The organism is uncultured Winogradskyella sp. (genome assembly GCF_947498345.1).
Taxonomy (GTDB): Bacteria; Bacteroidota; Bacteroidia; order Flavobacteriales; family Flavobacteriaceae; genus Winogradskyella.
The window spans coordinates 1-21,839 of record NZ_CANMJY010000006.1; the positions used below are offsets into that span (position 1 = coordinate 1).

General features: G+C 33.4%; 17 protein-coding genes. 9 read left to right on the forward strand and 8 right to left on the reverse strand.

Translation table 11 applies throughout. The features are described from left to right. Window positions 1-297: 297 nt before the first annotated feature. The 5 genes from Q0912_RS09015 to Q0912_RS09035 all read right to left on the reverse strand — a co-directional run bounded on the left by Q0912_RS09015 (window position 298) and on the right by Q0912_RS09035 (window position 10,207). On the reverse strand, window positions 298-2,265 hold the full coding sequence (locus tag Q0912_RS09015) for a putative porin (protein ID WP_299114248.1): 1,968 nt from the start codon (window positions 2,263-2,265) through the stop codon (window positions 298-300). 126 nt (window positions 2,266-2,391) lie between these two features. Next, window positions 2,392-4,365 carry a S8 family serine peptidase gene (locus Q0912_RS09020; protein WP_299114250.1) on the reverse strand — a complete coding sequence of 658 codons (1,974 nt, stop codon included), beginning with the start codon at window positions 4,363-4,365 and terminating at the stop codon, window positions 2,392-2,394. A 376-nt stretch (window positions 4,366-4,741) separates the two neighbouring features. Further along, window positions 4,742-5,500, reverse strand: a complete 759-nt coding sequence (locus Q0912_RS09025) for a hypothetical protein (protein WP_299114253.1) — start codon at window positions 5,498-5,500, stop codon at window positions 4,742-4,744. A 14-nt stretch (window positions 5,501-5,514) separates the two neighbouring features. Beyond that, on the reverse strand, window positions 5,515-6,957 hold the full coding sequence (locus tag Q0912_RS09030) for a RagB/SusD family nutrient uptake outer membrane protein (RefSeq protein WP_299114255.1): 1,443 nt from the start codon (window positions 6,955-6,957) through the stop codon (window positions 5,515-5,517). Between the two features lie 13 nt (window positions 6,958-6,970). Continuing rightward, a complete protein-coding gene (locus Q0912_RS09035; protein WP_299114257.1) occupies window positions 6,971-10,207 on the reverse strand; it encodes a TonB-dependent receptor in 3,237 nt (1,078 codons plus the stop codon). A 214-nt stretch (window positions 10,208-10,421) separates the two neighbouring features. On the opposite strand from Q0912_RS09035, the gene Q0912_RS09040 reads away from it, so the two are divergent. From Q0912_RS09040 to Q0912_RS09065, 6 genes are all read left to right on the forward strand, one after another. Beyond that, complete coding sequence (locus tag Q0912_RS09040; RefSeq protein WP_299114260.1) at window positions 10,422-11,024, forward strand: ribonuclease HII; 603 nt, start codon at window positions 10,422-10,424, stop codon at window positions 11,022-11,024. A 34-nt stretch (window positions 11,025-11,058) separates the two neighbouring features. Beyond that, window positions 11,059-13,422: a ribonuclease HII gene (locus Q0912_RS09045; protein WP_299114262.1), complete on the forward strand. Its 2,364-nt coding sequence runs from the start codon at window positions 11,059-11,061 to the stop codon at window positions 13,420-13,422. Between the two features lie 81 nt (window positions 13,423-13,503). After that, window positions 13,504-15,060 (forward strand): OmpA family protein, encoded by a 1,557-nt coding sequence (locus Q0912_RS09050; protein WP_299114264.1) that lies wholly within the window; start codon window positions 13,504-13,506, stop codon window positions 15,058-15,060. A gap of 120 nt (window positions 15,061-15,180) precedes the next feature. Beyond that, the gene (locus Q0912_RS09055; RefSeq protein WP_299114266.1) at window positions 15,181-16,230 is read left to right on the forward strand and encodes a nucleoid-associated protein; all 1,050 of its coding nucleotides are present in this window, start codon (window positions 15,181-15,183) and stop codon (window positions 16,228-16,230) included. Window positions 16,231-16,270: 40 nt separating this feature from the next. Then, window positions 16,271-17,209, forward strand: coding sequence for an ion channel (locus tag Q0912_RS09060; protein ID WP_299114268.1), 939 nt, complete (start codon window positions 16,271-16,273; stop codon window positions 17,207-17,209). Then, a complete protein-coding gene (locus Q0912_RS09065) occupies window positions 17,206-17,484 on the forward strand; it encodes a hypothetical protein (RefSeq protein ID WP_299114270.1) in 279 nt (92 codons plus the stop codon). The genes Q0912_RS09060 and Q0912_RS09065 overlap by 4 nt, the downstream gene beginning before the upstream one ends. On the opposite strand, the gene lipB is transcribed toward Q0912_RS09065, so the two are convergent. The 3 genes from lipB to Q0912_RS09080 are packed head-to-tail and all read right to left on the reverse strand — an operon-like array spanning window position 17,481 to window position 19,171. Further along, entirely contained in the window at window positions 17,481-18,179 is a 699-nt protein-coding gene (lipB, locus tag Q0912_RS09070) for a lipoyl(octanoyl) transferase LipB (protein WP_299114272.1), read from the reverse strand. The two genes, Q0912_RS09065 and lipB, sit on opposite strands and share 4 nt — an antisense overlap. A gap of 4 nt (window positions 18,180-18,183) precedes the next feature. Further along, the gene (locus Q0912_RS09075; protein WP_299114274.1) at window positions 18,184-18,972 is read right to left on the reverse strand and encodes a hypothetical protein; all 789 of its coding nucleotides are present in this window, start codon (window positions 18,970-18,972) and stop codon (window positions 18,184-18,186) included. Between the two features lie 40 nt (window positions 18,973-19,012). Beyond that, the gene (locus Q0912_RS09080; RefSeq protein WP_299114277.1) at window positions 19,013-19,171 is read right to left on the reverse strand and encodes a YqaE/Pmp3 family membrane protein; all 159 of its coding nucleotides are present in this window, start codon (window positions 19,169-19,171) and stop codon (window positions 19,013-19,015) included. 108 nt (window positions 19,172-19,279) lie between these two features. On the opposite strand from Q0912_RS09080, the gene Q0912_RS09085 reads away from it, so the two are divergent. The 3 genes from Q0912_RS09085 (at window position 19,280) to Q0912_RS09095 (ending at window position 21,811) form a co-directional block, all read left to right on the forward strand. Next, window positions 19,280-20,338, forward strand: a complete 1,059-nt coding sequence (locus Q0912_RS09085) for a LuxR C-terminal-related transcriptional regulator (protein WP_299114279.1) — start codon at window positions 19,280-19,282, stop codon at window positions 20,336-20,338. A 109-nt stretch (window positions 20,339-20,447) separates the two neighbouring features. Next, a complete protein-coding gene (locus tag Q0912_RS09090; RefSeq protein ID WP_299114281.1) occupies window positions 20,448-20,855 on the forward strand; it encodes a DUF1573 domain-containing protein in 408 nt (135 codons plus the stop codon). 65 nt (window positions 20,856-20,920) lie between these two features. Further along, window positions 20,921-21,811 (forward strand): hypothetical protein, encoded by an 891-nt coding sequence (locus Q0912_RS09095; protein WP_299114283.1) that lies wholly within the window; start codon window positions 20,921-20,923, stop codon window positions 21,809-21,811. The last annotated feature ends 28 nt before the right edge of the window (window positions 21,812-21,839 follow it).

Consider the following 21,839-nt stretch of genomic DNA (forward strand, 5'->3'; position numbering starts at 1 on the left):
TTAGCGGGCGCAAATATATAATACCTTTTTATTATCGCAATACCTTTTTGCATTTTATTTGTACTTTATTTTTATTTCACTATATATTAAGGAGTTAAAGACTTAGCTCTATTGACTAACACTTGCGTTAGGGATAGTAACGACATCCTTTTTTGTACTAACATAAATTATTCTGCTGTTATGAATATTTTGATTTAATTAAAAAAAAGAATGATAAATGGCTTGGAACAAAAAAGATATAGTGTATGGCCCGACGTTTTTGCTATATAAAAGCAAAAGCGGAACGCTCAAATAATCTTATAAAAAGAAATCCCAAACTAAACCGAAACGGATGGTGAAATCTCTGTAAGGATGGTTGGGTGCTGAAAAATAATCATACCCAGTAAAGGACGAATTAAAGTGTTCTGCTTTAAGGAATATACGAGTTTGCCTAACCTTGGCGTTGATGAAGAAGTCTAATCTTGGAAAACCACCTAATTCGGTTTCATTTTGAGTATAAAATTCTGCCAGTAAGGGATCATAACCATTCATGTTATATTTAGTAAAATAATTGAAGGTTACCCCTGTTTGTAATGTCATCGCTTTTTTAAAAATCTGATTGGAATAATAAAGTGTATTGCGAGTTATAATAGTTGGTACATTTAAAACATCTTCGTCACTAATTACGTTTTGATACATTATTGTATTGTCTAATGCAAAATGTCCTACACGAAATTCTTTTTGGGCTTTTACCCTTAGGTATTGTAAAGAATTGCTATACTGTAATGGCTTAACTATATTATCTCTAGTTGCATCTGAGCTTATACCAAAGTAGGTGTAATTTTCTATATTGGATATGTCTAATGATGCATCAAAAAATTTATCTGACGAAACATTAAATCTTATCTGTTGTGTATTAACGTTTCTAAAATCTTCAAAATTATACCAGTTATAGTCTATATAATCACTTTGATATAAGAGAAAATTATAATTAGGTAGTCTAGAACTTATAAAAAGCCCTCCATCTATATGTATATCATCATTTAGTTTAAAACCAAGGTTAGTATCTATATAGCTACCAACGAACTCATCGGAAAGATTTAAACTGGCTTTACCATTTATATTTATAGAGTTTATGGTTTTACTATACGAAGCCTGGGCTCCAAAAAAACTTGTTTTAATTCTGTTTGGGATTATTTCTGTAGGAAATAGTACAACACTATTATAGCCATAGTTAATGTTGGTATAATCAATTCCGAATTTTAAATTACCTAAGACATTATTACTATACGCTAAACTGAAGCTAGATCTAAAATCCTCTAACGTAACTTTATCATTTATACTACTAGTGAAAGCGTTACCAAAATAATCAACTGAAGGAGAGTTTTGTCGGTATTGATAGTATTTATCTTCGAAAATAGTTTCATTTATAATCGTAAGACTGTTTTTATTTAATGAATCTTTTTTCTTTATAATATCATAAGAATGATTGATAAAAAATCGTTTGCCTACGAGAATGTTTTCTGCATTTTGAAAATTCATATCAAAAACAGATCTATCAATAAACTCCTCATTACCCGATGTGAAATTTTCAATATCTTCATCCAACAACCCTCCATTCTCTTCATTGAGTAAGTCTTGCATTACAATATGCCCTCTAACTTTATATCTATTGTTTTTGGTTTTATAATTTGATGTAAATCTAAAATTCCCTGTACTTGTTAAACTATTTTGATACTTACCTAATGATCTCAATCCCTTATATGCTATCGAAAAATTAAATTGCCTAGATAAGTTTACTGTAAAAAAGGCATCTAACATTTGACCTTGTTCAAATGCTGTCTTATATGTCAATCTTGTCCAAGGAGTAGGTACTTCATAGTATAGTGTATTATTCTTCTCAATATAATTAAAATGTCTTGCTCTAGAACCAAAGACTGGATTTGTCTCATTATTAGCGGTATTAAAACTAAGCGTATTATAGGTTTGTCCTATATTAGAAAAAGGCATTAACCCAAAATTATCATCTTGAAGGTAATTAAATTTATAGTCTTTTTTAATAGATAATGTGGTATCAACAACTGTAGTATCTGCCTCGGTATTAAACAGGAGATACATATCAATTGATGCTTCTTTTTTAACTTCCTTAGTACGTTTAATGGATAAGGAGTCTCTACTAGGTGATTTACCATTATTAGGTTTTGCTACTTTTCTAGGGTTTACTTGTGAAGTAAGCTCCGAGGAAAATAAACAGAAGATAATTATGATAAAAAACTTAAACCGCATTTGACTAATAATAAAGTACAACAAAGTAAACTATAAATTATTGTTTTTAAGTGAAGAATTACAAATTACTTAACATAAAAAAGACCAACAAAAAATGTTGGTCTTTTTTAATATATTAATTAAATCTTACTTAATAATAAGTTTATGAGTTGTTGTTCTATTTCCTTCTGAAATATTAACCATGTATATACCTGGCTTTGCATTATTAAGAGCAATTGTCTCTTTAAATACTGAAGACGAATTTGTAAAGGTGTTATCATAAACTAATCTACCTTGCACATCATAGACATCTACTTTAACATTATTATTGTTACTATTTAAATTAGATTGAAAGCTAATTGTAAATTCTCCGTTAGAAGGATTAGGATATACTGATAGATTTCGTGCTAAATCATTTTCATCAACACTAAGTACAAGGTTGTTACCAGTAACAATTAATGAAAAATCCTGACTTTGTGGGTCAAAAGGACCACCTACATTACCTTGCAAAGTTCCCTTATGGGTAACCGTTAGCGTATACATACCAGATGTAGGAACTTCTATATCTATTCGCTCTACATTATCTACACTATTATCACCTTTGGAGTTAGAAAATCCACTAGCTCCAGAGAAATCTAACTTCCATGGTAAATATGTAGTAGTGCCATCAGAAATTCTAAGATCTAAATCGTTTACCAATTTTGGTGTAGGATCATTGGTCGTGCTAGATACTGAACCTGGCATGTCTGTCCAGCATAATGTAGCTGACAATTTCTCACCAGCTTGTGCAGTAAACGTAAAGGTATAAGTTCCGTTGTTATCTAAGGTTAATTCATCGACTAAGGCATCACCACTAAGCGCACCTGCGATTGTTTGAACTGATGCTCTAGCATTTAAAAACCCCCAACCAAATACAGGATCTGGACCAGCGTTATTATCGTCAATTGCTGTGTGGCAAACCAAACCTTTCAAAGTTGATGAGTTCATGAAATCACCATTTAGCTGATTATAGTATTGCTGTAACAAGACAAGTGTACCTGCAGTGTTAGGTGAGGACATAGATGTACCAGAGAAAGTGGAATATGTACCATTTGGTGTAGGAGAAAATAGATTAGTGCCGTCTGCAGCTATGTCTGGTTTTATTCTTAGGTCATCTGTAGGCCCTTGACTACTCCCCTGGTTAATTACTAAGTTAGTAAGTTCAAAATTACCGCTAAAAATAGGTTGTTCTGCAACAGTTGGATTAGCATTAGCAATTACCAAACTATTTTTAGCATTCTTATCAGTAGTTAACTTATCAAAACCAGGGTATTTCCCCCCTGGATAGCTTGTAATACCGCTATTCCCTGCTGAAGCAACTAAAAGATATTTTGGATTGTTTCTCGCTATATTATCTACATCTCTGGCATCTTGTGTATAAGTACCTATAAATGCTGCATCTAATTGAGTACCTCCATTTTGATTAATTGGGATACCGTACGAATGGTTAGAAACTATAATTGGATTGGTTACAGCATTAATTGCACTTACTATTTCAGCCTCATCATTACTCCAATTATAAGATTTAACATTTACATTAATGGCCATACCTCGTGCACTAGAATTAGCACCTCTTGCAGATATCGTTCCTGTTACATGAGTACCATGAGAACTAAAACCTACATCACCATCGACAACTGTATTATCAATTATTTGTACACGCGATTCTGTTCCTGCAGCATTTTCAAACTCAACATGGCTACTAAATGCTGGCCCTCCATCCCATACTCCAATTGTCATACCTGCACCATCTAAATCTAATCCTAAGCTACCCCCAGTCCATAGTTCTGCTGTTTTTGTCGCCTGTGCAGCTAATCTGTTATCTGTAGATTTATATACTGGTTTACCATCAAATATGTCATAAATATGAGTGATACTAGCTCCTTCTTTTATCGTGGCTTTAAAATTAGGGTTTTGGTTCAAAAAGTTTTGAACTCTAGATAATCTTTCTTGTTCTTGTACTCTAAGTTCTTCTAATAATTCCTTATTTGCATCAGATAGTTTAATACCATCAGAATTCTGAGAATATGAAGAATAGCTAAATGTTAGTAGTACTACTAATACGAGTAAATAATTTTTCATTTTTCTTTCTATTTTTATTTTTTATGCAATATACTGATATTTTAAACGAATTCATAAACTATAACGTAAAGTGCGCTCAATTTAGAAACGACTGTATAATAACCTAACTTCATCTTAATCTATATAATATCACCATTTTGCATCTATTGAATATTATCTTTCAATAAGATGATTAGGTATAACTACATTGCGAATATAATAATATCTGCTGTAAATTTTAAAAATTATATTAATCTAAATAATATATAAGCTAAGGTACTTACTACAGTATATTGTAATTCATCATTAAAAGGAAACGAAAAATCTATCTCATAAAAAAACGCTACAAACTAAGTTTGTAGCGTTCTTAAAACTTTAAAAGTAAATATATATAAGCTTAAGGTGTAAAGAGCGTAACCTCATTGGCACCAAAGGAACCACCTTCCTTAATAACTTCACCGTTAAGTGTTAAAGTATAACTTCCCTGTCCGTAAGCACAGCATATACCATCGGAATATACATCATAGATAACAAATCCATAATCACCATCCTCTAAACATATACGTTCCTGAATTGATCCACCATCTAAATCATCGTAACCATCACCAGATGCTATAAGAACTGTCCCACTGGTTAGGTCATAAAGCTCCCAACTGGTCTCCTCTGCAAAGTTATCAAAGTTGATATCCAGAATCAGCTCGTTCACAGGGCACACAATTACAATGTTCAAATTCATTGGGTGTGGGCTCTCAGCTGTTGTATCATTAGAAAATGCGATAGCCAATCGTTGACCACTTGCTACACCATTGTCTGTAATAGTTACATCAAATTGAGCTGATCGCTCATTTGCTGGAATAGTTACAGAAGCTGGCACACTATAGGCATCTGCACTTATGTCTGTGCCGTAATCATCACTGAAACCTGCAGGTAAAACCTGTAAATTATAAGTTCTCGCTGATGATGATCTTCTTGAATTATAGACTGTAATAGTCTGAGTCGAAGAACCATCCTGGTTCAATTCGAAAACCACATTGTCGTCCTCAAAACTTATAAAGTTATAATCCGATACGCTTGGAACGTCTGCCTCAATATCACTATCACAAGATGTGAATATAGCCATTGAAAGAACTAAGGCACCTAATAAAATTTTTTTCATAATATTCTTTTTTTTTAAATGTTATCAAATCCTGTATAGTTCTCATTTAAGTCAATCTCATCTTCTGGAATCTTTAAGAAGAAAAGGTTACTATTCGCAGGTATATCAATAGAAATTCTATGGATATCGTTTCTATTTATAGGAAGGTTATAACGTTTTGCATCAAACCATTGTGGTCCAAACTCGCCGTAAAATTCCTTCTTTCTCTCCAATAAGATCTCGTTCAATAATGCCTGACCAGAATTATTACTCATTGTAGCATTAGGATCTCTTGACGATTGTAGTGCAAACAAAAGGTTTCTCGCTGCTGGCAAATTACCCAAGTGGTACTGTGCTTCTGCATCGAATAATACCATCTCTGATTTTCTTATTAGCGGAATATCAGAACTGAATGTAAACGCATATTTAGTAGACACGTATTCTCTCCATGGAGTCGTTGCCGAAACACCGTATACATCTATAAATGTATTTCTAGAGTCCGTAGCAGAAAATTCGTCCACAAAATCAGGATCGAAATAAGTAGCATTATAACTTAAAGTTAAATGGTCCATCATTGGTGCTGCATGACCCCAGAAAAAGTTGGTCTCATCTGATCCATTTTGGAACAAGCCCCATAACCATTCCTGATCTTGCATGTCACCAAAGCCATTGCCCCAGTTAGTAGACTGTACGGCTTGTGATGCATTACCACCATAGGCTGCACTTGCCAAATCAGATACTCGCTGCCAGTTATTTTGCGTAACTGCATATACTCGGGTTAATACCGCCTGAGCTACTGCTTTGTTTAAAAAGCTCTTCCCTATTCTAGAATCTGGTAAATCTGCTACAGCATCTTCCAAATCCTGAATAACCTGTGCATATACCTCACTCATTGCTACTGGTGGGTTACCACCAACCGTTTCTAATGATGTCGGTGAAGTATAAATCGGTATACGTTCTAAACTTGGGTCATTGTTAAGGTTAGGTCCAAATTCTAAGGCTAACTCAAACAAGTGTAAACCTCTAAAAAACTTACCCTTGGCAACAAACTCTCGCTTTTCATCAGAAGTCAATCCGCTACTATTGTTAACACCAGCAATTAAAGTGTTTGCAAAATTGACGTTCTCATAGTTGAAATCCCAAGTGAAATTGGTTCTTCTAAAGTTAGGCTCTCTGTTCTCATGACCGTAATCAAAGGTATACCAACTAAAATCCTGGATAATATCATTACCCTTTACCGCTCTTGCAAAATACATAGCATAAATTCCACCTACATCTACTGTTCTATACTGCCCCTTATAATTTGCCAATATACCATTGACAAAGGTTTGGGCATTAGCTCTAGTTGAAAATATCAACTGATCCGTTACACCTGTAGTATCTACAGGCTCTTCAACAAAATCCTCGTTACAGGACACAACCATACATAGCGCAAAGAAAAACGCTAAAGGTCGAATTAATTTAAATCTATTTTTCATATCCATTTTTATTTTAAAATTCAATCAATGTTCCAAAAGTGAAGGTTCTCTGTAACGGAGATCTGTTAGCCGTAAGTCCGTTAAAAGCTTGCTCTGGGTCGATACCACCGTGCGATTGCCAAGTGATTAAGTTATCCCCCTGGAAATAAAATCTTACCGAACTCAATCCTATGTCTTTTAATGCATCTTGAGAAAGGTTATAACCTAGTGTTAAACTTCTAAGACGTACATAGTCGTTTTTAAACAACCATCTTGTAGATCTTGAATTGAAATTGTTATTCGCATTTGTCAATCTAGGGAAATCAGTAATATCCCCTGGTTGTGACCATGCCTTAAAGTTATCTGGGTGTGCAGATGCTCCAATTGCATCAAAGTTATTCACCAACCCTGAGTAGTCTGTATCTAATAGATACGCTCCTAAACTAAAGTTGAACAAAGCACTTAAATCAAATTGCTTATATCTGATATTAGTGTTAAATCCACCTTGGATATCTGGTAAAGATTCTTTTCCAGTCTCAACACGTGTCGCATCATCATACTGGTTAGTCACCGTTCTTACGATTTGTGCATTAGGGTTATCAGATCTATATTGAGACAAACTAGTTATGTTAGTGTCGCCTGTATTAAAGACACCGTCACCATTTGCATCATCAAAATATTGGTACCACATGGCATCACCATTGGCTGGGTTAACACCGGCCCACTCTCTAAGGTAAAACTCAAATAATGAATTTCCTGGTGCCCAGTATTTAGTACCCGCAACTTGATTATCTGAAAATGGAGATACACGGATAATCTCGTTTTTCAATATTGAGAAATTACCACCTACACTCCAGCTAAAATCATTTTTGTTGATAATGTTACTGTTTAAAGTAACTTCCCATCCTGAGTTCTCTATAGTACCCGCATTAGCTCTTACTGTTGGTACACCTGGTGATGGTGTTGCTGTAATATCTTGTATTAAATCTTCACTTCGTCTTTTAAAATACTCAACAGTTCCCGAAAGTGCACCATTAAATATTGTAAAGTCCATACCAAAGTTCAAGGTTGTAGAAGTCTCCCACTGTAATGCTGGATCTGGTAATGTACCTGCTGGTAAATTAGTTGGCTGACCCTCTACTGGTGATATTACAACACCACCGAAATTGGCACCTCCGAACAAGAAACTCACTGGGAAGAATCCACCTGGAATACTGATATTACCCAATTCACCATAAGAACCTCTTAACTTAAGATTGTTAAGCCAATCGATATCTTCCATAAAGCTCTCATTGGTAACATTCCAGGCTCCACCAACTGAGAAGAACTCACCCGTATTGAAATCTTCACCAAACTGAGAAGACTTATCCTGTCTGAAAGAACCCTCTACAAAGTATCTGTTGTCATAGTTATATGCCAATCGACCCAGGTAACTTACAATTCTTCGCTCAGTTCTAAATCCTCCAAAAGATTCTGCTACGGTACCGTTACCCAATTCTTCCTGTCCAGGTAAAAATCCTGTCGCTGAAGCTCTAAAGGTATCTGATGTCGATGTATTAGCCTCGTAGATCGCATCTACAGAGACATTGTGCACATCTGCTATAGTTGTCTTATAATTAAGTGCTTGGATGGCATTAAGACCTGTTGTTACATTTCTTGCCTTACTTACCCTTCCTTGAACATTAGAGGCAGCACCGATCTCATCATCATCAAAACTATGACTGTCAAAAACAAAGTTTTCGTAGTTAAAAGTCGTTCTAAATGTAAAGTTCTTTAAGAATTTTGCCTCTGCATATACAGAACCTAAGAAATTGGTTCGTATACGTTGCTCTGTTCCAAGTAAAATCGAAGCCAAAATATTCTCACCTTGATTTGTTGGTCTGTTAAAGTTGACTGGCTGACCAGTTGGTCTTCCGTTACCATTACCAAGATCGTAGATCCTGTTTCCTGTATCATCCAATATTAACTCTCCATTGGCATCTCTTACAAATATTGGGTATATACCGTTAACGTTATATATCCATGAAATGGCCTGAGTTGTACTTCCTGAAGTCTGGTCAGGATTGTTTGAGTATGATCTTGAATATCCACTGGTGATTCCTAACTTTAACCAATCGTTAACCTGAGAGTCCAATCCAACTCTTGAAGCGATCCTTTCGAAATCTGACTTTATTACTGGTCCATCTTCACTAAGGTAATCTACAGAGAAGAAATAATTGGTATTATCTGTTCCACCAGAGATATTGACATTATGGTTAATCCTTGGTACGTTTTCTCTTAGTACTGCATCTTCCCAATCTGTATCCCACTGTAAACTAGCACCTTGAACTAGGTTACCATCTGTACCGATAGGGTTGGTTACACCGTAAGGGTTATAACCTAAGGTAGGTATTAATGCGTTTGAGGCATTGGCTGAAGCCGTTGCCGCATCCTGACCATTATTGTAGATGTTATCGTTTCTAAGCGATCTCCACATAAGTCTCAGGTAATCTTCAGAACCCACAATGTCATGGATACCTACAGCTGGATTTGAAACACCGTACTGTGATCTAAGTCTTACACTGGTCTTTGTATTTCGCTTACCTCTCTTGGTAGTTATCAATACAACACCATTTGCAGCTCGCGAACCATAAAGTGATGCAGAAGCCGCATCCTTTAATACAGAGATAGACTCGATTTGATCCTGACTTATCGTATTAAGGTTACCATTAAATGGTGCTCCATCGATAACTATAAGCGGGCTGTTAGCACCGTTAAAACTACCGAAACCTCTAATAACAAAATTTGGATTGTTACCTGGTTGACCACCTGAAGTGATTAAGTTGATACCTGCAACAGTACCCTGTAAAGCTCTTAATGGTGAGGTTACTTGTTGGTTCTCGATAATTTCGGAGCTTACAACTGCAACCGAACCTACTATGGCCTCCTTTTTCTGTGTACCATAAGCGACTACAACCACTTCCTCGAGGGCGTTGTCTGATTCTAAGGCCACATCATAAGTATTACTAGCGCCTACTGTAACTTCGGCAGTCTTCATACCTACATAGGAAATCTGTAAAACATCTCCTGTATTGACACTGATAGAATATTTTCCATCAAAATCTGTTTGTTGACCTCTAGCGGTCCCTTTTACAATTACACTAGCACCAGGAAGGGGCAACCCATCCTCTGCAGTTGTAATTGTACCTGTGACTGTTTTCTCTTGTGCAAAAGAAAATTGCATCACGAACGCCATAAATAGCGTTAATAACCATGTTAACTTTAATTTCATAAAACAATTATTTGAGTTAGTCTAGTTGCAAACATCTTAATTAAATATTAAATAAGCAAGTGTTTTTGCCAAAAAAATGTTAATGTAATTGCGAATTTGTCAATTAAGTCTGTATAACAAATTCTTAATGTTTTCAACATATAACTCATCATTATGATGTAAAAACTGTAAAAGGGTTGCGTTAAAATTTTAACTTTGTTCAAATTTTAACATTTTGACTCTTAAAAATCAGTATTCATCTTTTGATTTTGAATGTGGCACAGACGAAGCTGGTCGGGGTTGTCTGGCAGGTCCGGTTACTGCAGCTGCTGTTATTTTACCATCTAATTTTAATAATATCATATTAAAGGATTCTAAACAGCTCTCTGAAAAGAAAAGGATGTTTTTAAAACCAATTATAGAAACTGAAGCTCTAACTTTTTCTGTACAACATATTTTTGAAACTGAAATTGACAGTATCAATATTCTCAATGCCTCAATTAAAGCTATGCATGCTTCAATTGCCCAATTGAAAGTTTCTCCAAATTACATTGTAGTTGATGGTAATCAATTTAAACCTTATAAATCCATACCTTATAAGACAATTATTAAAGGAGATGGTAAATTTTTAAATATAGCTGCCGCTTCAATCTTAGCAAAAACTTACCGGGATATCTATATGGAAAAAATCCATGAAGAATTTCCAATGTATAACTGGAAACAAAATAAAGGCTACCCTACAAAAGAGCACAGAGCTGCCATTAAAGAATATGGAATCACTAAATACCATAGAAAATCGTTTAGATTATTGCCTGAGCAATACCGTTTGGATTTATAACTTTTTATATTTGCAATAATCTATTATCATTTTAATGAAACGACTTGGTTTTTTACTCATTTTATTATCTACTATATATACCTGCCAAAAGGATTACAATAAAATTAAGTCACCTTTTAGATTTATTCCGAATGAAACCACCTCTGTAATAAAAGTTAATGCAATAAATGAGTTTATCAATAGCACCAAAAATCACGATATACTTTTTGGCATATATAATAAGGAGATAAAAAGCACCTTAGGTATCCTAGAACATCTCAATACAACAAAACCAATTTATATTGCTTTTAATGATGAAAACCAGCCAGACTTCCTCATTCTTGCAGAAAAGGACTCCACACTTTTTGTTGTAGACTCTATACCTAACCATATGTCTGAAACTTTGAATAAATTTAACATTGATAAGACACTAATAGATTCAACTGCACTTTTTCACAAAACATTGGGTAAAGTATTTGCTGCATCAAATTCACTTGACATTATACAAAATCTAAATCGTAAAGACACAAATACAGAACTTATAAGACTTCTAGAAACTACGGATAATAATGCTATGGCATCTATATCTTTTAAGACAGTTGTGCCAAACTATTCAAAATTATTATTCTCTAATGTGGGGAAAAATATTAATGGTTACACAGTACTTGATTTAAATTTTTCAAAAAAAAATCTTCAATATAATGGTATTACTACCACAAATGACTCAACATTAAATAAAATAGATTGTTTTAAACATACAGTGCCTCAAACCATAAATAGTTTAGCAATTGCTCCGTACAACACAAACTCACTCTTAAGTATAACATATAATGATTTTTCAACTTTCAACAAAAACCTCAATCATCTAAATAACACAGTAGTTGATAGTACTCAAACATTTTTGAATTTTATTAATGAAATTGCCCAAATTGATAATGCCTTAATACTTCATTCTTTAGATGTGGATTTGGTTTTAGAAACCATTGATGATAAATCTAATATTGAAACCTACAGGGATATTGATATATATGAGCGCAATGACTTAAATTTTTTTAAATCGCGGTTAAAACCTTTTATTGAATTCGAAAATGCCAGATATCTTTCTGTATATAAAGATTTCGTTATTTTTTCAAACTCAACTGAAACTTTAAAATCCATATTATCTAACGCACTCAATAACAATACAATAGCCAACTCAGAAGCATTCAAAAGCATTAGTGATAATTTAAGTGATGAAGCCTCTTTATTTATTTTTAAAAATTCTAAAAGTTTATCAAACATTTTAGAAAAAAACACAAAGGGTTATAATGCTAATGTGGTACAATACATCTATGAAGATAATTATGCACATATCAATGGTATCATTCAAAAATTTAAAAAGAGAGCAGCATCTAACACAATTACTGAAGCCTTCAGCACAACACTTGATGCAGAGATAATCAAAGCACCGCAAACAGTTAAAAACCACATCACAAATACATACGATATTACAACACAAGATGTCAACAATGTATTATATCTTATTTCAAATTCTGGGAGTATCCTATGGAAAAAACAATTGCAAGGAAAAATACTTGGTAAGATAGAACAAATAGATATGTACAAGAATGGTAGATTACAGCTTGCATTTGTAACACCAAATCGATTATATGTATTAGATAGAAATGGTAATGACGTTTCTCCTTTTCCTCGAAAATTTAGCGATAAAATCACACAACCACTTTCTGTTTTTGATTATGACAAAAAAAAGAACTACAGGCTATTAGTGACGCAAGGAAAAAACCTCTTAATATATGATGCCAAAGGCAAATCTGTTAATGGATTTAATTATAAAAACAGTGTTTCAGATATTATAACTCAACCAAAACATTTTAGAATATCAGGCAAAGACTACATTGCTTTTGCTACAGCTGATAACCAATTAAAAATCCTAAACCGTCAAGGTAATGTGAGAATTAAAATAACAGATAAGATTCGTTTTTCTGAAAATGAATTGTACCTCTATAAAAATAAATTCACTACAACCAACAAATTAGGGCAATTGATTCAGGTAGATACAAAAGGACAATTACATACAAAAAATCTTAACCTCACAGATAAACATAAAATTGAAACTACAAGTAAAACATTAGTTTCAATGACTGATAACAAACTAAATATAAAATCTAGAAGTATTGATTTAGATTATGGTGAATATACCAAACCTAGAATCTTCTACATCAATGACAAAATTTACGTTACAAGTACAGATACACAAACTAAAAAGGTGTACCTATTTGACAGTCAAGCAAAATCTATTCCTAATTTTCCGGTTTTTGGAGCTTCGTCAGCAGAACTTCAAAAGCTTGATAAAGACAAAAGCTTAGAACTTATTACCCAGGCAGACGATAAAACTATTGTTGTATACAAACTACATTGATTATATAACCAATTATACATTTCATTTTTTTGTATCAATAGTTATTCTTAACTTTAGACAGCTATTAATCAACGATTTAAAATGAAATATTCAACAATTTCGAAACAAATTCTAATTACATTTTGCCTGATACTTTTTGCTACCCCTAAACTAGAGGCGCAAACTAAAAAAATAAAACGCCCAAAAAGTCGGGTCGGAGTTACCAGTGTTGATAATTTTGTAAGGGAGTCTTTTGATTTGTACGATAAGGTCTATAAATATGATGGCTACGCAGCATCAGGAACTCCACTTGAAGATGAAGATATTGATGTACTCGAAGAAGCTCTTGATGAAATGTCAGCTCTAAGTGAAAGTGCTCCAGATATTTTAAATGATTTAGATGGAGTTGGTATGTTAAAACAAGGTAAGGCTACACTACAAATGAACAAGGCAAAAAAAGCCTTAAAATATAGTATTAAAACAGCCAAAGAATTGTTACTCGGGCAAAGAGAACGAGAATCTAAAGAAGAGGAAGGCAATACCGAACCTGAGGATAAAAGTGATGAAAAATCAGAATCTGATTCTAAGGATGGTAACAATTCAAATAATGATAAAGTCGAAGAAGAAGCTTCTAATGTTTCTGATAACTTAGAAGTTTACAGCAAGTTTGATTTTGTACCAGGAGATAAACAAATTTATTTTGATGATTTTTCTCAAGACTTTATTGGAGATTTCCCAAGCAAATGGAATACTAATGGTACAGGTGAAGTAGTCAAAGTTAACAATGTAGAAGGTAAATGGTTTGAGCTAAAAGGTGGATACGGAATAAAGTTTATACCGCTATTGCCTAATGTTTTACCTGAAGAATATACTATTGAGTTTGATATACTAGCTGTGGTTGACAAAAAAACATCATCAACTGCTAGATTAAATATCACTCTAGACGACAATAATGAATTTAAAGATGGTGCCAATAGAGCAACTGCTGAAATTCCTTTAGGGCAGTATGGCGCTTTTGACATTCGTATTTCCAACAGAATTAATAATGCAACTAAAATTAACTCAGCCTTAAATACTGATTTAAGAAGTGCAATATTAAATAAACCACATATCTCAATAGCCGTAAATAAACGACGATATAGATTATGGATTAATCAAAAGAAATATGTAGATATTCCTCAGTTTGTTGCTCCAAATAAAGTACTGAGTACTATTAAGTTTAATCTATTGGGTATGAGGGATGGAGAAGATCGTTTGTTTATTTCTAATCTAAAAGTTGCTGAAGGTGGCGTTGATTTAAGGCGTAAATTAATGGCAGAAGGTAGAATCTCTACTAATGGTATTTTATTCGATTCTGGCTCAGCTAATATTCAACCGCAATCTCTAGGAATTGTAAGGCAGATATCGCAAGTTTTAATGCAAGATGATAGCATTAAGTTAAATATTATAGGCCATACGGATTCTGATGGTTCAGATGATGCTAATTTAAAGTTATCTAAAGATAGAGCGATGGCTGTAAAAAACGCATTAGTAAACATTTATAAAATCTCTGAAGATCGATTAACTACCGATGGTAAAGGTGAAACACAACCTATAGATGATAATAGCACATCTGATGGAAAAGCACAGAACAGACGCGTCGAGTTTGTAAAAATATAACGGTAACCAAATCTCAAAGTCCCTGAGTCTGAAAACGCCAAATTTATTTTGGCGTTTTCTTTAGTTTTAAGCCTTTCGTTTTGTAGTATTGCACACTCTAAATATCTCATCTATTTCGTAATGATAAAACGACAAAAAGCTTCAATAAAAAGTTGTATTATTCACAAGGTTGGTAATAAATTTAACGACACTAAAAATGCATTTTCTGATGCTAGTGTAGATTTTGATGAAGCTACTTATAACTTAATGCTTCCTTACCTATTAAAACCATTTGTAAATATAGCTGAAAGCTATCGTTTTCATCATCATAGCGACGTTGGTTTAAACGAAATTAACACTTATAGCGAGCAACTTTTTAAAGATGAAGCTGACTTTGTAGATGTTTCAAAACACATGGTTACGCATCTATTTGAACAAAGCAATTCTGCTCAAATAAAAACGGGTGATGTGCTCATTTGCCATTTTGAAAATGTGCAATACGAGGATTACTTTACTGATGCGATTGGTATCTATAAAATTGAAAATAAAACTGAGTTCTTTCAAACGTATTTAGAATCTGGAAACTATGATATTTTAGTTCAAAAAGGGATCCAAGCAAAGAAAGTGGATAAAGGCTGTTTGGTATTAAACACATCTGATATGGAAGGCAAAATTGTATTTAGTGTGGACAACAACACATATGATACTCAGTACTGGATTAAAAGCTTTCTTAACATTAAATATCCAGACGACAGTAATCAACACACCAAAAACTGCATTGAGCTTTGCAGAGAGTTCTCAAAAGAGGTTTTACAGCCTAATTTTGGAGGGCAAGAACAAAGTAATTTTTTAGCCAAAACAGTTGATTTTTTTAAAGAAAATGAGATTGTAAATATCGAAACTTTTAAAGAAGAGGTCTTTGATGAAGAAGACCAAATTCAGCTTTTTGAGGATTATAAAAAAAGTTACGAAACAGAACACAAAGTCCTCATTAGAAACCAATTTGATGTTTCTGAACGTGTTCTAAAAAAGCAAAAACAAAAAATTAAAACCGAGATAAAATTAGATACCAATATTCAAATTAAACTCGATGTGGACGCACCTGATGCTTCAGCTGAATATTTGGAACGCGGTTATGACGAGGATAAAAAAATGCATTTCTACAAAGTATTTTTTAATGCAGAAGCATAACCAAAAAAACCTCATCTTTTTTGCTTAATTTAGAGCCTTAATGGCAAAGCAACAGAAAGAAAAATATAGTGATTTTGGTTTAGGAGATAAACCCGTATCAGAAGGCTACAGAGCTTTAAACAAAGACGGCTCTTTCAATATTAAAAAAATTAATATTCCTTTTTTTGAGGGCTTGAATTTCTTCCACTCATTGGTGACAATGAAATGGTCGCATTTTTTTGGATTTATACTAATCGGTTATTTTATTGCCAATTTATTCTTTGCAACAATTTACAGTATAATTGGTGTAGAAAACCTCACAGGTACGGAAGGCATGAATCCTTTTGAACAGTTTATGGAAGCTTTTTTCTTTAGTGCCCAAACTATTACAACTTTAGGATACGGACGTGTAGCACCTATAGGTTTACCAGCTAATATTGTAGCAGCCACAGAGTCGCTGTTAGGCTTGTTAAGTTTTGCTTTAGCTACAGGTTTGTTATATGGTCGTTTTTCTAAACCTAATGCAAGGATTAGGTATAGTGATAAAGCTGTTATAGCACCTTATCAAGGTATTAATGGTTTTATGTTCAGAGTTGTGAACCCGCAAAAAAATCAGCTTTTAGAGGTAGAAGTTAGTGTAAGCCTCTCTATGAAACGTGAAAACTCTGAACTCAGAAATTTCTACAGCTTGGATCTAGAACGTTCTAAAGTAGTGTTTTTTCCATCCTTATGGACCGTAGTTCATCCAATTGACACTTCTAGTCCAATGTATAATTTAGCGAATGAAGACTTATCTAAAAAAGATGTAGAATTTATTGCTATGCTAAAAGCTTTTGATGAATCCTCTGGGCAGATGATGTATTCGCGTTCATCTTACAAAGCTTCAGAAATTGTTTGGGGCGAAAAGTTTGTTTATATCGCCAAACCTGAAAATGGAAAGCTCACCATAGATGTTAGCCGAATTAATGAAAGTGAAAAAGCGGCTTTAAATAACCAATGAAACTTTTCTTAAAAATATTTGTGCTCATATTCTTAGTAGACATTATTCTTGGTTTTTCTATGTCTTATTTTACAGAGAACTCAGAACCTAATTTTCTATTTAAAATAATTGACGAAATTATTTCTTTCCCAGTAAGTTTATGGAATAGATTGGTACCAGATCAAGGCATTTATGCAGCTACTACAAATGTGTTTTGGCTTGTTGTTTTTTTCAATGCTTTTGTGCAAGCCTTAGTTATATACGGAGTTATGAGATTTGTTAAGAAAAAAATCTAAAAAAATTCAGCTTCAAACAACACTTCAAAATGCTTTAAAAGTTTCTTTTTAACTTCTAACTCATCAACTTTATCAACACCTAATTCATTGTTTAAAGAGGTTACAGCTTTACCTCTAATGCCGCAAGGAATAATATTGTCAAAATACCCTAAATCTGCATTCACATTTAATGCAAAACCATGCATAGTAACCCAACGACTAGCACGTACTCCCATAGCACAGATTTTACGAGCAAATGGAGTACCCACATCTAACCAAACTCCTGTTTCTCCAGGACTACGTTCCGTTTTTAATCCGTATTCTTCAAGTGTAAGGATAATGATTTCCTCTAATAACCGAAGATATTTGTGGATATCTGTAAAGAAATTATCTAAATCAAGAATTGGATAGCCCACAATTTGTCCTGGACCATGATAGGTAATATCTCCTCCTCTATTGATTTTATAAAACGCCGCTCCTTTTTCAGCTAATTGAGACTCAGAAAGTAAAAGATTAGACAAATCACCACTCTTACCCAAAGTATATACGTGTGGGTGCTCCACAAACAGAAAATGGTTATCAGTTTCTAAACCAGCATCTTCCCTCCTATTCTTAATTTTTGTATCTAAAATAGCTTTAAAAAGCGTTTCTTGATAATCCCAAGTTGCTTTAAAGTCTTTTACTCCTAAATCTTCAAACTTTACCGTTTTATTCAAAACCTTAATCTTCTAAAACAACATCTAAATTCATAATAGATGCATCACGATTTATAGCATCCCATGACACTTTATAGGTTACCGTTTTACCATCTTTGGATACCATTGCACCTGCATTAGAGACAGACTTTATCTTTTTAGGAAATTTGTATCTCAATGTGTAAAATGAATTTGAGAAAATCTCATCAAACTGCATCATAAACTCATCATCTTCTCCTTCTATGGACTCCTCGTCGTTTTCAAGGCCGCCTTCCATTTTTATAGTTGATGGCTGAAATCTTGAAAACGTATTGTCTTTAAAAGCATAAGAAATCTCTTCTGTTGTTGATAATTCGTCCATTTGTTGTTGTGGAGCCTGACCATTCTTATTACCAATGTCCTTTACATAATTCATAGCTTCATCGGTCTCCTCATAAATCGTTTTGAGTTCGTCAAATTCCTTAAACTTCTTAGACATATTAAATTTAAAGATGTTCTTTTCTTCATCCATTTCTACGTCTAAAGTCATCCCTCTTAATTTTTCTAAATCCGCACGTTGCTCAGCAGAAAGTGAGGCAATACTATCTTTATGCGTTTTAAAAAGATCGTTAAATACAATGGTTGTATCCATTTTCTCTGTCTCTGGCCCTTCTTGAGATGGTGGTCTGTTAGTAGCAGCGTACTCAAGCATTGGAGCTAAATCAAAATCTGTTACATATTCTCCACCCATATTGTTATCAAAAACAATCGATTCTGTAACATTACAGCTTGTTAAAAAACAAGCTAAAACAAATAAAAGGGCTAAATTTTTCATGTGTACTTTGTTGATTTTTGTAAAGTACAAAGATAAGGATTTATCGTTCAGGATTATTTAGAATTACCAATGCTGCAATTACGCCTGGAACCCAACCGCAAATCCACAGCATAAAGGTGATAAGAACAGAACCACAACCTTTATCTAAAACAGCTAAAGGTGGAAAAATAATGGACAATATTACACGCCATATACTCATAATTTCGTTTTTGATTTGATGTATTTATAGGACGTATTTTTGTTAAAATTGTTACACAATTTGAGTCTAAGCCGTTTAAAATATTCTAAAATTATGTAGTTTCGTCTTATGCGTTTAAAAATTCTTTTGATCTTTTTAACAGCTTCATATGTTTGCCAAGCTCAATATTCTTTTTCAGGCTTTACAAATCCTGATGAATGGCAGAATACGGTATATCTATCTATTGTTGAAGATTACAGAAAAATGTCTGGTGTCTATTCAGAACAAATTATTGCCAAAACCACTGCAGACCAAACAGGTTTCTTTGAGTTTAAAGGTAATATGCTAGACAGTGAAAATCGTATATATCGTATCCATGTTGATAAATGTTTAGAAAACCAACAAGATATTAACCACTTTAATGGTCATTGTAGTGATAGTGAAGAATTATTATTTATCGCAAAAAACACGGACACAATTAAACTCCCTTTTTCGTTTGGTAATCAGGTGTTTTGTAAAATTGAATCGAGCAATTCAAAAGCGAATGCCTTTTTAAAAATTGATTCATTAAAAAACGATATGCGATTTGCATATGGTGAAGTACGAAGCGAAGCAAACCGTAAATTGAATAACAAAAAATGGTTTAAAGCCCTACAAGCATACGGAGAAGCATTAAACGAACCTATTGCAGAACTTTCAATCTATGCTTACCTATCGGATAGAAGTAGTGATTTGCATAGCTACTACGTAGAAGATTTACAAAATAGCTCTTACTATGACAATTTAAAGACCAGGCTCGAAAATAATTACCCTAATGCACCATACACTGTACAATATAGAAATGAATTGGCAGCAGATCGCTATATGTTGGCCTCGTCATCTAATGATACAACTCGTACTAATTGGAATACTTACCTCTATTTCATTTTAGTATTTTCTTTTTTGTTGAACGGTATTTTGCTCTATCGTAACTGGAAACAAAAACAATCTAAAACCAAAGATTTGAAAGCCAGATTATCAAAACAAGAACAAGTCGTTTTAGAATATATCCTTCAAAATAAAACTAATAAAGATATTGCAGAAGCACTTTTTCTAAGTGTAAGCACGGTAAAATCACACACTAACAACATTTACAAAAAATTGAATGTGCAATCCAGAGACGACGCAAAATCTCTGTTTACCAAATAGTTAGAAAATTCAAACTAGGTTCTAGTACCGATTTCCAACCCGTTTTTCGCAAATTTTACATCCCTAATAGTGATGTTTGTTTCATTATTAATCATAAAATATTTATATCATGAAACGAACATTAAACACATTAGTTATTCTGGTTTTAGCTATTGGCTTTTTCAATGCAACATCTACTGAATTTAATAAGTATGAGACAAAAGTTGCTATTATAAAATTTAAAACCGAAGTCATTGACTATGGAACTGTAGAACAAAACTCTGACGGCACAAGAATCTTTGCTTTTACCAATACAGGTAATGCACCCCTCTTAATAACTAAAGTAAAAACAAGTTGTGGCTGCACAGTACCTAGCTACTCTAAAGCACCTATTTTACCAGGAGAATCTGGAGAATTAGAAATTAAATATAATACTAAAAAATTAGGTGCTTTTACTAAAACGGTCACTGTTACATCTAATGCAGAAGGTGGTAACAAAATCCTAAAGATCAAAGGGAATATTGTAGCTTCAAAATAAATCAATCTAGTAATATAAGCCTAGCAGAAGTAAAATGCTAGGCTTTACTTTTAACACCACCAATCATGAAAACGAACATTTATTCAATCATAATAGTATTTATAATTTCTTTTCAGTTAGATGCGCAAAATCTTAATTTAGAAATAACCGAAAACACCAAATCACCATATCTGCTCGGTAAAATTGACAAAAGCGGTTTAGAAGGTGATAATTACAAATCCTGGTTTACAAAGAACTATAAGGATTACCAACCTAATTCAGAAATAATTTCGGCTATTACATTAACACTTAAAAATTATGACATAAAGCTTTTTATGGGTACGTGGTGTGGAGATAGTAAAAAAGAAGTACCTAGACTGTATAAAGTTTTAGAAGCTTGTAATTTCCCAATGGATCAGTTAACAGTTGTCGCAGTGAGCAGGCAACCAAACATGTACAAACAAAGCCCTCAGCATGAAGAAGTTGGATTAAATATCCACCGTGTCCCAACAATCATTTTCTATAAAAACGGTAAAGAAGTCAACCGAATTGTAGAACATCCCATTAAAACTTTCGAAGAGGATATTCAAAATATTATTACTGAAAACAGTTATAAATCTAATTATCAAATTGTTACTGCAATTGATAAGATTTTGAAGAAAAAAGGAATAAAAGGCTTAAAAAGAAAACGCAAAAAACTTTTAAAAGCATACAAAGAGCAAGTTACAAGTATGTATGAGTTGAATACCTATGGACGCATCTTGTATGGAACAAACCGTATTGATGAAGCTATTGCTGTCTTTAAGTTTAATACCAAACTATTTCCAGACCAACCAAGAGCATATATGAGCTTGGCCAATACTCTAGGGGTTTCTGGTCAAAAAGAAAAAGCCATTAAAGTATTAGAAAATGCCATAAAACTACATACTGATAATGAAGACCTTAAACAAAATTTAGAAGTTATAAAATCTAATTAAAAAAGCAGTTCTTCAATTCTTGTAAATA